Below are 15431 nucleotides of genomic sequence, written 5' to 3'. Positions count from 1 at the left end.
CTGTGTCTGAAAAGTCTTGAGACGAAGGTCAGGCGAGGCCGTTTTCAACGCAGCATGAACGAGTATCAAGGCTTTTCTTACAGGGCCTGACGGGGTTGGGGCGGCAAGGATCTGGCACACAGCATTGCCGCCATCGCCAGCAACGTACACAACGCTGCCAACGGCCAGGCCTGCTCGCTCAACAGCAGGCTGGCCATGGCGCCGATCAACGATGCCATCCATTGATGCAGAAAGCCGCTCAACGCCATGGCATAGGCGCCCGGTATCGGTGAACCCTCATTGGCCAGGGACAGGCTGATGGGGTAGTTCAGCGACTGGCCGAACACGGCGAAGCAGTACGGCAGCCAGAAGAGCACCGCCACGCTGCCCAGGCTGAGGCTGGCCGCCAGCATGGTCGCGCTGCCGCCCAGTACCAGGGCGATACCCCAGCCCATCAGCCGTCGCTGGCCGATGCGCAATACGCAGGCATTGACCACCAATGCGCCGAGCAAGTACGCCGCGCTGATGGGCCAGCCCAGCAGGCCGTACTCGATCGCCGACCAGTGAAAGCTGTCACGCAGGATCAGCGGCGCGGCAGTGTTGAAGGCAATGATCACACCGTAACCCAACCCACCCGCCAGGGCGGGCAGGAGAAAGCCAGGGTGCTTCAGGATCTGCCCATACACGCGCCACGCCGGTTGACCGTTTTTCTCCTCCGTCAGCCTCGGGAACCTGGCCCGGGACACGGCTGCGGCCATTACCAGGCTGGCAGCGCCGAGCCCCTGGAAGATCGCCGCCCAGCCGAAAGCGGCCTGGATCAGGGAGCCGAGGTATTGGCCGATACCGAGGGCGATCACAAAGGCGATGGACAACCACGCCAGGGATTTGGCCAGCAGGTCGCCGCTGAAGCTGTCCCGGATCAACACCCTCGCCATCACCGAAATGCCGCTGGCCCCGATGCCCTGGATCAGCCTGAAGGCCAGGAACGCTTCCACGCCAGTTCCCAGGGGCAGGGCCAGGTTGGCCAGCCCGTATAGCGCCAACGCCGCCAGCAACACCGGCTTGCGCCCCAACCCCTGGCTCAGGCTGCCCCAGGCCAGCATGGGCAGTGCCATGCCGATCAGGTACACCGGCAGTCCCCAGGACACCCGTGAAGCATCGTCGCCCAGGTCCCGGGCCATGTCAGGCAAGGCCGGCAAGTAGATGCTCATGCCCAGTTGGGCCAGGAAAACCGTGGTGCAGGTGACGATCAGGGTTGTACGGTTCTTCATCAGTGGCCTGTACGGTTGATTTGAGTGCACGAATGAGCCGCACAGGCTACCCGTTTTCGTTCAGGGGCGGATTTCACGCCCGTGAGCTTTCAGCAGGTCGGTCATCTGTTCGCAGAACGACCGGATCACCCCTGGTTCCATGTCGGCCCGCAGGGTGATACGTATCGCGGCCTTGTTCTGCGGCACGACAGGGAAGAACACCGCCGAGGTGAAATACCCAAGCTCGGCCAGTTCCACCGCCAGCCGATTGGCCAGGGCTGCTTCGCCGCACGGTATCAGGCGGATCGCCATGGGATTGCCGTACTGTTCGGTGCGGATAAGGCTGTCGAACAGTCGGATATTAGCCTGCAAGCGCTCCTGCAAGGAGCCCAGCTCTCGGCTGCGATGCAGGCGGATCGAGGCCATGCCGGCGCCGATGGCCGCTGCGTTCAGGCTCTGCGACCAGTTGCTGGGGCCACCGTAGCGCTGCACCAGCGCCTTGTGCCTTTCACTGCCGAACATCGCCAGGCCCCCGCTGGCCCCGAAGGATTTGGCCAGGGAAGCGACGATCAGGGTGCGTTCGTCCACGGTGGGAAGGCGCGAGCGGACCAGGCCGGCGCCGCATTGGCCCACGGTGGACAGCGCGTGGGAGTCGTCCAGGTACAGGAACAGGCCGTAGCGCTGCTTGAGATATAACAGGCTATCGAGGTCCGCCATCCCGCCCATGCTGTAGGCACCGTCGGTCACATAGGCCACGTTGCGTTGGCGCTTGCACAGGTCCTCGATGAAATCCATGTCGTTATGGGGGCAGGTGAGGACCTGGGTTTCATCGGCGCAAGCAGTCTTGAAGTGGTTCATCGAATAGTGGGCATGCTTGTCGAATATCATGACCGGCGGCCTGTTGTCGGTGAGCACGCCACTGGCCAGCAATGGCAGGATTCCCGCACTGGCCGCGCTGCAGGACAGGGCACTCAGGCAACTGGCACCGAACAGCTCCGACAACTGGGCCTCGTATCGGGCCAGGATCGCCAGCTTGCAGCGGTTCTTCGAGTTGGCGACCCGCAGGGTGCCGGTTTCCCACAACGCGGTCATGGCGCCGTCAAGCAATGCGGGGTGGTAATCCAGGCCCAGGTAGGAGGTCGTGCAGAAATGATGAAAGGTGCGACCGTACTGGTCGACCAGGACGTTGGGTGTCTTGACCTCGACGTTGAGTCCCGAGATCTTCCCGATTTCGGCGTTCTGCCAATCCTGGTCCGCCAGGGCAATGACCTTGCGGTAGTTGGTGAAACGATGGGTCGGCTGCGTGGTCTGGTTCATGGCGCGATTACATTCCTTGGTTGAGGGGTTCTGTCCGTGGGGTGTTTCGATATCTGTGTGTTTCCGGACTTTACAGACCACTGCCCAAGGCTTTGAATCGGCCGTTTCCGGCGTCTTTGAGGGGGGCTGGAGAGTTCTGTGTAGGACGTTGCCTATGAACGTGGACGAGGAATTCCCTGGTGGAGTGGGAGCTCGTTACAATGTTTGTCGATGCCCCGGAGCCGCTGCGTTGGGGGGTGTGTACAGCGTCCTCTCTTGTCCATTTCTTTCGCAAGGTTCCTGTCGATGCTTTCAGGCCTCAACCATCTGACCCTCGCGGTCACCGAGCTGGACCGAAGCGTGGGCTTTTATCGCGACCTGTTGCAGTTTCGTCTCGAGGCGCGCTGGGACAGCGGGGCCTATCTGTCTTTGCCGGGCTTGTGGTTGTGCCTGTCCCTCGACCCATTACGCACGACCGGGCCGGCGGCGGATTACACCCATTACGCGTTCAGCCTGGCGGCCGAGGGTTTCCCGCGTCTGGTGGCGCGGCTCAAGGCGGCCGGGGTCGCATCGTGGCGGGACAATCGCAGCGAAGGCGATTCGTTCTATTTCCTGGACCCGGACGGGCACAAGCTCGAACTTCATGTGGGCGACCTGGCGTCGCGTCTGAAGGCCTGTCGGCAGGCGCCTTACGCCGGCATGGAGTTCTTCACGGTGCCGTGACAAGGCCTTCTGTCGGGGAAAGATGGCTTAACGCAATCATTTTTCCGGAGGGCCTGAATGACTGCGCTATCCTCATCATATATTGCGCGCCGGATCATCGGATTCGCACATGACTGCATTCTCCGGATGGCGTTCAGCTCCATGGATACCCCTAATGCCACGCCGCTGGCCAGTTACCTCGACCTCCTGCTGGACGCTGTGTGCGCCGTAGACGCCCATGGTCGGTTCGTGTTCGTCAGTGCCGCCTGTGAGCGCATTTTCGGCTATACACCCCGGGAACTGATCGGTCGGTCCATGATCGAGCTGGTACACCCCGACGACCGCCAGCGAACCCTCGACGCCGCGCGGGAAATCATGGGGGGAGACCCCAAGTTCAACTTCGAGAACCGTTACCTGCGCAAGGACGGTCGGGTGGCGCACATTCTCTGGTCGGCACGCTGGTCGTCACAGGACCAACTGCGGATCGCCGTGGCGCGGGACATCACCGAGCGCAAGCAGGCCGAGTCCCGGCAGGCGGCGCTGTATGCGATCTCCGAAGCGGCCCATGCCGCGGCGGATCTGCTGGGGTTGTTCAAGCGCATTCACCTGATCATCGGTGAGTGGCTGCCGGCGCTGAATTTCTCGGTAGCGCTGTACGACGAGCAATGTGCCCAGCTGGATTTCGCTTATCACGTCGACGGCCGGGAAGGGCAGCCCGAGTTGCCGGATACGGTGACCGGGCGGTTGTGCGCAGAAGTGATTCGCAGCGGCCAGCCGATCCTGCTGACCTCTGATCGCGACTCGCTGCCATCGGGTTTGCGTGACCTGGCGACACAGCCGGGCGCACCCTGTTGGCTGGGAGTGCCGCTCAATGCCCAGAACGGCACGATCGGGGCGCTGATCGTCAAGAGCGCCCAGGACGACGAGCGCTATACCGAGCAGGACAAGGAGCTGCTGCAATATGTCTGTGCGCAGCTCACCATCGCCATCGAACGCCAGCGCCTGCATGCCCGCTTGCAGCGCATGGCGCAATACGATCAGTTGACCCAGATACCCAACCGCGAATTGCTGCGTGAGCGGTTCAAGGCTGCGCTGGCCAGCGCCCGTGCGGTGTCGGGACGCATGGCCTTGCTGTATATCGACCTGGATCGGTTCAAGCAGGTCAATGACACTTTCGGCCACGGTGTGGGCGATCTGCTGCTGCAAGCGGTGGCCAGCCGACTGCAGGGCTGCATCCGTGAGAGCGATACCGTGGCGCGCATTGGCGGCGACGAGTTCGTGGTGCTGCTCCATAGCATCCAGGCCCTGGACGATGCGCGCCGTGTCCAGGAAAAGATCCGTCATGCACTGAGCCAGCCGCTGCGCCTGGACGGACACAGCCTGAGCATCGAGCCCAGTATCGGCGTGGCCTGTTTTCCAGACCATGGCAGTGAAGACGTGGCCCTGTTCCGCCACGCCGACGAGGCGATGTACGCTGCCAAGCGCCACAATCACAAGGCCCTCGGCCTCTGACCCGGTGTCACCGTTCGTCGTGACGCCGTCGGCTTCGGCAAAACCTTCCAGCCCGTTTTCCTTTCGAATGTCAGGCGAGCAGTGCTCGTGACATCCATGTATCTGGAGGGCCGGACCATGCCAGGTTCACGAAGCAATTATCCGGGAAACATCGTTCACGATCGAACGAAGGTGTCTGAAGCGGGTCGCAAAAGTGGGAGAACCACCATCATGAGCGTCGATAAGCACCCGTCAAAAGTCGAAATCGGCCGCAAGCCGGGTCAGACGTCTCGCTGAATGTCACCGGTGGTTCTGATTCAGAGGCAGGAAAACCTGCCGGGACTTTTACTTCGAGGAGGGCGCGACCATGAGCCGGATGGCCACCTTTTTACGCACCAGCAGTCTTGTCGTGCTGATGGGCCTGGGTGCCAACAGTGCCTGGGCCCAATCGCCGACCGAATTCATCAACGATGCCTCAGCCAAAGGCATGGCCGACATCGAGGCCAGCCGCATGGCCCACGGGAAAGCCGAATCCAGGGAGGTCAAGGATTACACCATCATGGTGATCAACGACCGCACCACGGCCAACCAGCACCTGGCCAAGATTGCGAAAAAACTCGACCTGCCCGTCGAGCCCAGGGAAGCGGTGGCCGAGAAGGCCAAGACCCTGATACCGCAAGTCCAGGAAGGCGAATCGTTCGAGGCGGCCTACGCCGCCAGCCAGGTCAAGGCCACCGAGGAAGCCATCGCGCAGATCCAACAGGAGGCCCAGACCACCAACGTGCCGGAGATCAAGGCGTTCGCCGACGAGACCTTGCCCAAGTTGCAGACCCATCTGGAAATGGCCAGGGCGCTCCAGGCCAGCCGCTGATCCAAGGCTTGACTCATATTCAAGGCCGGGGCGATTACGTCCCGGTTCACCTTGCCCGCAGAAAGGAGAACCTCGATGTCCACACGCCGAGAACCCAATCAATATGCGATGCAGAACCCGTTGACCCAGTATCCTCGCCCGCCTTTCCCTGACCAGCCCCAATCACCGCCGGGTATCGACCAGGACATGGTGCCCAAGCCGGATCATGGTGAGAAAAGCTATCAAGGATTCGGCCGCCTGGAGGGCCGCAAAGCCCTGGTTACCGGCGCCGATTCAGGTATCGGTCGTGCGGCGGCCATCGCCTATGCACGAGAAGGTGCCGACGTCGCGATCAATTACCTGCCCAGTGAAGAGCGTGATGCCCGGCAAGTCATCGAACTGATCGAAGCCGAGGGCCGCAAGGCCATTGCGATTCCTGGCGATCTCAAGGACGAGGCATTCTGCGTCCAACTGGTGAAAAGCGCCCATGAGCAACTGGGAGGACTGGACATCCTGGTCAATGTGGCCGGCAAACAGGAAGCGCAGAAAGACATCGCCGACATCACCACCGCTCAGTTCGACGACACCATGAAAACCAACATCTATGCGATGTTCTGGCTTTGCAAGACCGCGGTGCCGCTGATGCCGGCCGGAGCGACCATCATTAATACCGCGTCGATCCAATCCTACGATCCGTCGGCGACATTACTGGATTACGCCACCACCAAGGCGGCCATCGTGGCGTTCACCAAGGCGCTGGCTGGCCAGGTCATCGGCAAGGGCATCCGGGTCAACGCCGTGGCACCGGGGCCGATCTGGACCGTGTTGCAGCCCAGTGGCGGGCAGCCCCGGGAGAAAATACCGACCTTCGGTTCCCAGGTCCCGATGAAGCGTCCCGGCCAGCCGGCCGAATGCGCGCCGCTCTACGTGTTGCTGGCTTCCCAGGAGTCGAGCTATATCACCGGCGAAGTGTTCGGTGTGACAGGCGGTAATCCGCTGCCCTGAGGCACGATAGGCTGCGCGGGTGAGAGGTTGTCTCGCTCGCGCAGTCACGCCTTCAGCATTGATTCAGGTCCACCTTGTTCTGCTCCTCAAGACCCTCCAGGTTTTTCGCCTCGCCCTGGCCCATGGCCTGGTAGTGCTTGCGCAGGGCCTCCAGTTGCTTGAGGTCCAGGGATTCGAGGCCAAGCATCGCGTTCTGCGCCTCTTTGGTCGCCCGCAGTAACTCGTCGACCTTCAGGTGCAGGATGTCGGTATCGCGGTTTTGCGTGTTCTGGATGAGGAATACCATCAGGAAGGTAATGATCGTCGTCGATGTATTGATGATCAGTTGCCACGTATCGTTGAACTTGAAGAAAGGCCCGCTGATAGCCCAGAGCGCCAACAATACGAGGGCTCCCAGGAATGTCTTTGGGCTCCCCGCCCACAGGGACAGTTTCTGAGCGATTTTTGCGAAGGTCATTGCTGTGTTCCTTGTAGGATTCACCTGTCTGGTGTGACAGCAACGAAACGGTGAAAATTCTACTTACATTCTTCCCCGTGACGGCCTGCGGACGTTCATCGCTCAGGGCGAAAAATGGCGCAACCATCGCGATGTTCAAGGGTCATTGTTTAAACCCATCCCCTGGAGTAAGCCATGAACCTCGCACGCACTTTCTGCCTCGCCTGCTGCCTGCTTGCCTTGCAAGGCTGCTTCGACAATTCGGACAACGAGACCAAGGACAACACCGACGGCTCCAAGTCTTCGGTGCAGATGCAGGAGTCCGGTTCCGAGAAGAAATAACGAATGTGCTCGCAGACATGATCGATGTACAAATATCGAACAAAAAAAAACCGGCCCTGGGAGGCCGGTTTTTTTGTATCTCCAGTCATTGAATGACGTGAGATCGGAATCTGATTGGAGCGGGTGAAGGGAATCGAACCCTCGTTATCAGCTTGGGAAGCTGGAGTAATGCCATTATACGACACCCGCTCAGAGCGGCTGACTTTGTACCAGAAGTGGGCGTGGATTTGAAGTTTTTCTTTACCGGCGGTGACGTCGCTTGCCTGCGCAGGCCTTCGGCCAGTGCGGTCGTTGGCGAGCAGGCCCCGCTATCGAGGGGCTTGCCCGCCAAGACTCGGTTTCAAATGGCCAGCGCATGGTGGTCCTGCACGTAGTTGTAGCGCGACCGGATTTCATAGCGGCTGGGCTGGAGGAAGTTCAGCAAGGCGTCGCGGCTGTCGCGGCAGGCGGCCTTGTGTTCCATGTCCAGGAAGTGCCCCGTGGCTTGTACCGTGCTGAAGGTGCTGTCCTGCACATGTCGAGCGAACAGCCTCGCGTCGTTGGCGGTGGTGTATTCGTCCCATTCTCCATTGAGAAAAAGCACCGGCACGTTGATTTTCTTCGCCGCATCGACGTAGCACGCCAGATCGCTGTGGAGCACTTCGTTGATATGAAAATGCATCTGGGTGTATTCATGCTCGGCCAGGCTGCTGACATGGCGATAGTTGAAGCGCTTGAACAATGGCGGTAGATGCTTGCCGATGGTGTTGTTCACCAGATGGCCCACACGGTCGCCGTCCAGGTGGCTGAGGTAGTCGACGCCACGTTCCAGGTAATCGCGCATCGGTGCGTTGAGCACGGGAGAGAACGAGCTGATCACGGCCTTTTCGATGCGCCGTGGGCGCTGGGCCAAGGCGTTCAGCGCGGCGGTTCCTCCCCAGGAAAACGACAGCACATGCTCGGCGGCGAAGTGGTCGATCAGTTCCAGGAGAATCTGCCCTTCATCCTCCTTCGTCAGCATTTTTTCGTGCCGGTTGTGGGGTTTGGACTTGCCTGCGTAGGGCTGGTCGTACAGGACGACGTTGAATTGCGGATGCAGGTTCTTGACGGTCTGGGCAAACGACGCGGTGGTGGCCAGCGAGCCGTTGACCAGGATGATGGTCTTTTGCGCGGCGTCTGCGCGATAGAACTCCGTGTAAACCCGATACTGACCTTGTATATCCAGCACAGCGATTTCTGGCCTCATGTCATCAGACTCCTGGCAAGCGGGTATGCGCGCAATGAGATTGCACGGGCAATGTGACAGGTAGGCATACGCCTGGAAGATAAGGCCCATGTCGATCCGGCAGGACTGGTCGACGGGTGTTGTTATAGGCGGGCAGATTGCCGGTGGATAACGCGAGGGCTGGGGGACCCCGGCCGGCAAAAAGTTTCTTGGAAGTATGATATGACTCGTCGGTCACATTTCGGCCGACGGTTTGATTCAAGCAGGGGGGCGACCGTTGCGCAAGTACCCTTCGAAAAATTGTTCGACACTTTCTGCCCGACGGTCATCGGTTCAGATCAGGCGGATCTCGTCAGGGCGCAGTGCGCGGTATCGGCCCGGCTCCAGGTCGGCGTCCAGCACCAATGGACCCATGCGTTCCCGGTGCAGGCGCAACACTTTGTTGTCGAAGTGGCCGAACATGCGTTTGACCTGATGGTAGCGGCCTTCCACGATGCTCAGCCGCGCGGAATTAGGCCCCAGCAACGTCAGCTCCGCCGGTTGGGTGGTGAGGCCTTCGAAGGCGAAGTACAGGCCACGGGCGAAGGTGGTGGCGTACTCGTCCGTGATGGTTCGCTCGGTCTCGACGTAATAGACCTTGGGCAACCGGGTCTGCGGTTGGGTCAGGCGCCGCGACCAGTTGCCGTCATTGGTGATCAGCATCAGCCCGGTGGTATTGAAGTCCAGGCGTCCGGCGATGTGCAGGTCGTCCTTGTCCGGTTCGTCCAGCCAGTCCAGCACGGTGGGGTGTTGCGGATCACGGGTGGCGCTGACGCAACCGGTGGGCTTGTGCAGCATGAAATAGCGCGCCGGTCGACCGGCCTGCAACAGTTCGTCGTCCACCTCGACGCGGCTGAACTCACGAACCTGGGCATGAGGGTCATTGACCACCTGGCCATCGATCCGCACCCGGCGTTCGACCAGCAACAGTCGGGCCTGTTGGCGATTGAAACGTGGCAGGTTGCTGAGGAAACGGTCGACGCGCATGGGCAGTTCAGGCAAGGAGGCGGAGGGCGGGCATCTTACGCGATCGGTCGGGCATTGGCGCGCAACTGGTCGTCCACCCGGGCGCATCGCGGGCACAGGCAGGACTTGTCGCGCAGCTCGGCGGGCAAGGCTTCGAGCACGGACTGATCGATACTCACGCCGTAGCACCAGCAGGCCCGGTCGGCGGTCTTCGGGTCGGCGAGGGTGCAGTCATTGGTGGCGCCGCAGGCGGGGCAGAGGTCAGGTTTATTCATAGCTCGAATGGGGCATTTCCACGCAGGTTCGGTTGCTTCCGGTCTGTCGGGCGCGTTGCAGCGCATGATCGGCCCGGGACAGCAGGCTATGCAAGGTGTCTTCGTCCTGCACGGTGGTCAGGCCGATGCTGATGGTGGCCTGCAATTGCTTTCCGCTGCAGAAATAGCGCTGCTGCTGGATGTGCTGGCGGGTTTTCTCCGCGATCCTCAAAGCGTTCTGCCCATCGGTGTCCTTGAGCAACAGGACGAAAGCGTCGGCGCTCCAGCGGCATACGATGTCCGAGTGCCGCAGTGAGTCGGTCAGGTCGCGGGCCAGGGCGGTCAGCAACTGATCGCTGGCGATGTGGCCATGGGTGCTGTCGAGTTGCCTGAAGTTGTCCACTTCCAGCAACAACGCGCTCAAGGGCTTGGGCTCGCGCTGGGCTTCATGCAGGGCCTGCACCGCCAACAGGTCGAAGCCCCGGCGATTGGGCAGCTCGGTCAGGCCGTCAAGGATGGACTGAGCGTCGATCCTTTGTTGATAACTGGCGATCAACCGATAGAGCACCACAACCACGGCCACTGTGACCAGCAGACCGATCAGCAGGTTGATGTACAGCGCCTTGAGGACGTTGTCTCGCAGCGATGTACCGGCCGCGTAATACCCCAGCAGCGAGGTCACCAGGAAGCCGGCACCGACCAGGATGGCCAACATCAGCACCGGCGAGCGCTGGGAATACAACGACGGACGAAGCGACATGGCGATTCCCTTGGCGTGACCCGATGGAATCAGTTTAGTGGCCTTGCAGGAAAAGGTGTCCGGATTTGCAGAACCGTGGCGAGGTTGCAGCCTCGCCACGACTGACCGCTATCGCAGGCTTCGAAGGTAAGCCCGCCATCCACCCAGTTCGCTGATGTCCCGCGCGCCTTCCAGGCCATAGGGCTCGCAAATGAACCCGCTTTCCCAACGGCCGTCGGCGAGCTGCACCTTGCCCAGCCCCAGCGGCGCGGGAATACCGGTCAGGAACGAGCCCAGTTCGCTGCTGGGCAACTCCCAGACCTCCACTTCGATCGCCACGCCGCCCTCATTGACGCGCAGCATGCCAGGGCGCAGCGGCGGGCCGCCGGCCAGGGCGTAGAGGCGGTAATCCGGCGAGCTGTGGGTGGCTTCGACCAGGCGGGCGCCGCGTCGCTGGAGCTGCCAGTTCAAGGCCAGCCCATCGAGATGCGCGCCACAGACCACCAGCCGTGCCCGATCATGACGCGCCGGGTTGACAGGAACTGGCAGTGCCGGCATCTGCTGGCGCTGCAAGGCGTCGGCGACGCTCAGCAGGTATTGATCGGTGAAGGCCCGACCGAACAACGTCACGCCCCAGGGCAGACCATTGGCCATGAATGCGCTGGGGACGGCCACGGCGGCGTAGTCCAGCAGGTTCATGAAGTTGGTGTAGTAACCCAGCTCCGAATTGCGCAGTACCGGTTCGGCGGCGAGCTCGGCGAGGGTCACCGGGCGACCGATGGTGGGGGTGAGTACGCAGTCGAGGCTTTGCAGGGCACGGTCGCATCGGGCCTTGAGTGCTTGCAGGCGATACTGGGCGCGGAAGGTCTGCACGCCATCCACGCCGGGCGCTTTCGCCAGTACTGCGCGGATGACCGGCAGGACCGCATCGGGCTGACGCTCCATCAACTCACCGACCACGCTGTAGCGCTCGGCCACCCAGGGGCCTTCATAAAGCAGGCGCGCAGCTTCGAGGAAGGGCGACAGGTCCAGCTCCACCGCCTCGCCGCCCAGGCGTTCGAGGCGCTCGATGGCCTCCTGAAACAAGCTGGGTCCTTCATCGCAGCCGAAAAACTCCAGGTCCTGCTGGCGCGCAACGCCGAAGCGAAAGCGTTGCGGCACGCCGAAAGCCGAGCTGTCGTTCCATTGCCGATTGCAACGGCTGTATTCGTCCCCCGGGTCGAGACGGGCCGTCAGCGCCAGCAGCTGGCTGGCTTCCCGGGCCGTTGCGGTGAATGTCGTCACGCAGTCCAGCGTACGGCAGGCAGGGATCACGCCTGCCGTGGAAATCAAACCCTTGGTGGCTTTCAACCCCACCAGGTTGTTCAACGCTGCGGGTACTCGGCCGGAGCCCGCAGTGTCGGTGCCCAAGGCGAAGCTGGCGACTCCCAGTGCCACCGCCAGCGGCGATCCGGCGCTGGAGCCACCCGCCGGATAATCGGGCAGGACACTGTTGCGGCAAGCACCATAGGGCGTGCGGGTGCCGTTGAGCCCGGTGGCGAACTGGTCGAGGTTGGTCTTGCCAAGGGGAATCGCGCCCAGCGCCAGCAACTGTTCGACGATGCTTGCTGAACGGTGCGGCACGTAGGCGAACGCCGGGCAGGCGGCGGTGGTGGGAATGCCGGCCAGGTCGATGTTGTCCTTGATGGCGAACGGTACGCCATACAAGGGCAGGTTTTCCAGGTCTTGGCTTTCCAGGGCCGCCAGGTAGGGTTCCAGTTCTTCGGGCGACAACAGGTGGATGAACAGGTGGTAGTCCGGGTTGAGCGCGGCGGCTTTTTCCCGCAGGGCCAGTATCAGTTGGCGAGGCGTCAGTTCGCCGCTGCGGTAGGCGTTACGCAGGTCGTCCAGCTGTAGGGATGGGCTCATGGCATTGATCCTTCGATTGAGTTCAGTCACGTTGCAGCACCACGACGCGCTGTCCGGCACGCACCGCCGAGCCTGGCTGGACATGCACCTGGCGCACCACGCCGGCCACCGGAGCCAGTACCGGGATCTCCATTTTCATCGACTCCAGGATCACCAGCACGTCTCCGGCGGCGACCCGTGCGCCGGCGGCCACCTGGACCTGCCAGAGGTTGCCGGCGATATGGCTGTCGACGCTTACTTGATCCGCGTCCAGCCTTGCGTCCTCAGTGGGCGCGGGCGTCGGTTCCTCGCTGTCGAAGTGGGCCTGGCCGCTGGCGATCCAGCGCTCGCGTTCGGCATTGAACGCGTGTTGTTGCTGCTGGCGAAACGCGGCGATGCTGTCGGCTTCCCGCGCCAGGAAACGCTGGTAGTCGGCCAGGTTGAGCTGGCTGTGTTCGATGGCAAGGTCGAAGCGGTCCAGGGGGAAATCCCGACGGATGCGCAACAGCTCATCGGCACTGACCGGGTAGAAACGGATCTGGTCGAAAAAGCGCAGCAGCCAGGGCTTTCCTTCGAACGCGGCGACATCCCGATAGCGATTCCACATCTGCAACGTGCGGCCGACGAACTGATAGCCGCCAGGCCCTTCCATGCCGTACACGCACAGATAGGCACCGCCGATGCCCACCGAGTTTTCCGCGGTCCAGGTGCGGGCCGGGTTGTATTTCGTGGTCACCAGCCGATGGCGCGGGTCCAGCGGGGTAGCGACCGGCGCGCCGAGGTAGACATCGCCCAGCCCCATCACCAGGTAGCTGGCCTCGAACACCGTGCGTTGCACTTCGTCCAGGTTGGGCAGGTCGTTGATCCGGCGGATGAACTCCAGGTTGCTCGGGCACCAGGGTGCGTCCTTGCGCACGGTGGTCATGTATTTTTCAATCGCCAGCTGGCAGGCCGGGTCGTCCCAGGACAGCGGCAGATGGACGATGCGCGACGGCACCTGCAGGTCTTGCGCGGCGCATACCGCATCCCATTCTCCGGCGACGATGGCCAGCAGATCGGCCAGGGGCAATCGCTCGGGCTGGTAGTGCACCTGGAGCGAGCGGATGCCGGGCGTCAGGTCGACCACGCCATCCAGTCGTTTCTGTTCCAGGGCCTGCATCAGGGCATGGGCGCGAAAGCGCAGCACCAGGTCCAGTTCGGGCGCGCCGATTTCCAGCAGCAGGTGGGTATCGCCGGACAATCTTGCCACCAGGTGGGTATCGTCCTGGCCGATATCCAACACCACAGGCGACGCGATCCCCTGTGGGAGCGAGCTTGCTCGCGACAGCGGCGGGACATCCAACATCGAGGGGACTGACAGATCGCTATCGCGAGCAAGCTCGCTTCCACAGCAAGCCCATTTCAGGGCCAGTGAGCGGGCGGTCTTCAGGTCCACCGGCACGAAGCGCACCTGGTCCCCTGCCTTGAGCTGCCCCAGTTGCCAGAGGTCCGCCTCGATCACGGTCACCGGGCAAACGAAGCCGCCCAGGCTCGGTCCGTCGGGGCCGAGGATAACCGGCATGTCGCCGGTAAAATCCACGGCGCCGATGGCGTAGGGGTTGTCGTGGATATTGGAGGGGTGAAGTCCGGCCTCGCCGCCATCGGCGCGTACCCATTCGGGTTTCGGCCCGATCAGTCGGATGCCGGTTCGGCTGGAGTTGAAATGCACTTCCCATGAGGTATCGAAGAAGGTCTGGATGTAGCGCTCGGTGAAATATTCGGGCGCGCCGTGCGGACCGTAGATCACACGGATCTGCCGCACGGGCGGCAACTCGATGGGCGTTTCGCTGATCGACGGCAACTCGAGGCGCCCGTCCAGCGCAGCCAGGTGCAGTACATCGCCGGTGCACAATGCGCGCCCGGCGTGGCCGCCGAACTGGCCGAGGGTGAACGTACTTTTGCTGCCCAGGTAGTCCGGTACCTGCAGGCCGCCCTGCAGGCACAGATAGCTGCGCGCCCCGGCGCCGCAAAGGGTTCCGATGGCGAGGGTGGAGCCGGCGGCGATGGCCAATGGGGTGTTCATCGGCACAGGTTCATCGTTGAGGCTCAACGCGATCGTCGCGCCCGTCACGGCAACCCGGGCATCGCAGTTGAAGCGCAGCAGCGGGCCACTCATGGTGATTTCCAGTGCAGCCGCGCCTTCTTCATTCCCCAGCAGGCGATTGCCCAGGCGCAGCGAGCGGCTGTCCATCGGTCCCGATGGCGGCACCCCCACCGCCCAATAGCCGAGGCGACCTGGATAATCCTGGACGCTGGTCAGGGTGCCTGGGCTGAGCACTTCGAACGTGTTGGCGCGATAGACCAGGGTTTCCAGGCAGCGGGTCCAGGGCTGGCCGTTGGCGAAGGGCGCGTCGAGAAGAATCTGTTGCAGGTATTCGCGGTTGGTTTCGACGCCGTACAGCAGGCTGTCTCCCAGCGCCTGGTGCAGGCCCAGGCGCGCCTGTTCACGTGTGGGCGCCCAATGAATGACCTTGGCGATCATCGGGTCGAAGTAGGGCGGGACCTGGCAACCGGCCTCGACCCAGGTGTCGATGCGCAGGCGTTTGCCATCGGTTGGCGGGAATTGCACGGACGTCAGCAAACCGGGGCTTGGCTGGAAATCCCGGCCTGGATCTTCGGCATACAGGCGCGCCTGGATCGCATGCCCCTCGGCTTTCAAGCCCAGGCTCAGTTCGCTCAAGGGCGGCAGCTCGCCGGCGGCCAGTTCCACCATCCAGCGCACCAGGTCCACGCCCCATACTTGCTCGGTGACGCCGTGCTCCACTTGCAGACGGGTATTGACCTCCAGGAAATAAAAGCGCCCCGCGTCACTGTCGAACACGAACTCCACAGTGCCGGCGCTGCGGTAGTTCACCGCCCGGGCCAGCTTGGTCGCCGCCGCGCAGAGTTCTTCGGCCATTCCCTCGGGCAGGTTGGGCGCCGGGGTTTCTTCGATGACCTTCTGGTTGCGCC

General features: G+C 62.4%; 13 protein-coding genes, 1 tRNA gene and 1 pseudogene. 5 read left to right on the top strand and 10 right to left on the bottom strand.

What is annotated here, in order from left to right; translation table 11 throughout:
• Positions 1 to 77: 77 nt before the first annotated feature.
• Positions 78 to 1250, bottom strand: coding sequence for an MFS transporter (locus tag BW992_RS00075; RefSeq protein ID WP_076405237.1), 1173 nt, complete (start codon positions 1248 to 1250; stop codon positions 78 to 80).
• Between the two features lie 60 nt (positions 1251 to 1310).
• Positions 1311 to 2546 carry an aminotransferase class I/II-fold pyridoxal phosphate-dependent enzyme gene (locus tag BW992_RS00070; RefSeq protein ID WP_072399207.1) on the bottom strand — a complete coding sequence of 412 codons (1236 nt, stop codon included), beginning with the start codon at positions 2544 to 2546 and terminating at the stop codon, positions 1311 to 1313.
• A 285-nt stretch (positions 2547 to 2831) separates the two neighbouring features.
• On the opposite strand from BW992_RS00070, the gene fos reads away from it, so the two are divergent.
• The 4 genes from fos (at position 2832) to BW992_RS00045 (ending at position 6573) form a co-directional block, all read left to right on the top strand.
• Positions 2832 to 3248: a fosfomycin resistance glutathione transferase gene (gene fos, locus BW992_RS00065; RefSeq protein WP_072399205.1), complete on the top strand. Its 417-nt coding sequence runs from the start codon at positions 2832 to 2834 to the stop codon at positions 3246 to 3248.
• Between the two features lie 141 nt (positions 3249 to 3389).
• Positions 3390 to 4739 carry a sensor domain-containing protein gene (locus BW992_RS00060; protein ID WP_072431932.1) on the top strand — a complete coding sequence of 450 codons (1350 nt, stop codon included), beginning with the start codon at positions 3390 to 3392 and terminating at the stop codon, positions 4737 to 4739.
• Between the two features lie 346 nt (positions 4740 to 5085).
• The gene (locus tag BW992_RS00050) at positions 5086 to 5589 is read left to right on the top strand and encodes a DUF4142 domain-containing protein (protein ID WP_072431909.1); all 504 of its coding nucleotides are present in this window, start codon (positions 5086 to 5088) and stop codon (positions 5587 to 5589) included.
• Positions 5590 to 5664: 75 nt separating this feature from the next.
• Positions 5665 to 6573, top strand: coding sequence for an SDR family oxidoreductase (locus BW992_RS00045; RefSeq protein WP_072459291.1), 909 nt, complete (start codon positions 5665 to 5667; stop codon positions 6571 to 6573).
• Between the two features lie 52 nt (positions 6574 to 6625).
• Here BW992_RS00045 and BW992_RS00040 read toward each other — a convergent pair whose 3' ends face one another.
• Positions 6626 to 7030: a low affinity iron permease family protein gene (locus tag BW992_RS00040; RefSeq protein WP_072399197.1), complete on the bottom strand. Its 405-nt coding sequence runs from the start codon at positions 7028 to 7030 to the stop codon at positions 6626 to 6628.
• A gap of 174 nt (positions 7031 to 7204) precedes the next feature.
• Between BW992_RS00040 and BW992_RS27030 the strand changes: the two genes are divergently transcribed.
• Positions 7205 to 7351 carry a hypothetical protein gene (locus BW992_RS27030; protein ID WP_165887740.1) on the top strand — a complete coding sequence of 49 codons (147 nt, stop codon included), beginning with the start codon at positions 7205 to 7207 and terminating at the stop codon, positions 7349 to 7351.
• Positions 7352 to 7466: 115 nt separating this feature from the next.
• Here the strand turns inward: BW992_RS27030 and BW992_RS00035 are convergent.
• The 7 genes and pseudogenes from BW992_RS00035 to uca all read right to left on the bottom strand — a co-directional run.
• Positions 7467 to 7540: transfer RNA gene (locus BW992_RS00035), tRNA-Gly, on the bottom strand.
• A 151-nt stretch (positions 7541 to 7691) separates the two neighbouring features.
• On the bottom strand, positions 7692 to 8576 hold the full coding sequence (locus tag BW992_RS00030; RefSeq protein WP_072431910.1) for an alpha/beta fold hydrolase: 885 nt from the start codon (positions 8574 to 8576) through the stop codon (positions 7692 to 7694).
• Positions 8577 to 8888: 312 nt separating this feature from the next.
• Positions 8889 to 9581: a pseudouridine synthase gene (locus BW992_RS00025; protein ID WP_072431911.1), complete on the bottom strand. Its 693-nt coding sequence runs from the start codon at positions 9579 to 9581 to the stop codon at positions 8889 to 8891.
• 35 nt (positions 9582 to 9616) lie between these two features.
• Positions 9617 to 9835, bottom strand: coding sequence for a cysteine-rich CWC family protein (locus tag BW992_RS00020; RefSeq protein ID WP_076405234.1), 219 nt, complete (start codon positions 9833 to 9835; stop codon positions 9617 to 9619).
• Positions 9828 to 10445, bottom strand: a pseudogene (locus BW992_RS00015) (GGDEF domain-containing protein); the annotation flags it as partial. The pseudogene BW992_RS00015 and the gene BW992_RS00020, both read right to left, overlap by 8 nt.
• Positions 10446 to 10682: 237 nt before the next feature.
• Positions 10683 to 12461, bottom strand: a complete 1779-nt coding sequence (gene atzF, locus BW992_RS00010) for an allophanate hydrolase (protein ID WP_076405232.1) — start codon at positions 12459 to 12461, stop codon at positions 10683 to 10685.
• Between the two features lie 22 nt (positions 12462 to 12483).
• On the bottom strand, positions 12484 to 15431 hold a 2948-nt coding region (gene uca, locus BW992_RS00005; protein ID WP_076405230.1), incomplete at its 5' end, for an urea carboxylase.

The sequence above is a fragment of the Pseudomonas sp. 7SR1 genome, from assembly GCF_900156465.1.
Lineage (GTDB): Bacteria > Pseudomonadota > Gammaproteobacteria > Pseudomonadales > Pseudomonadaceae > Aquipseudomonas.
This window is presented reverse-complemented; position numbering and strand designations above follow the sequence as displayed.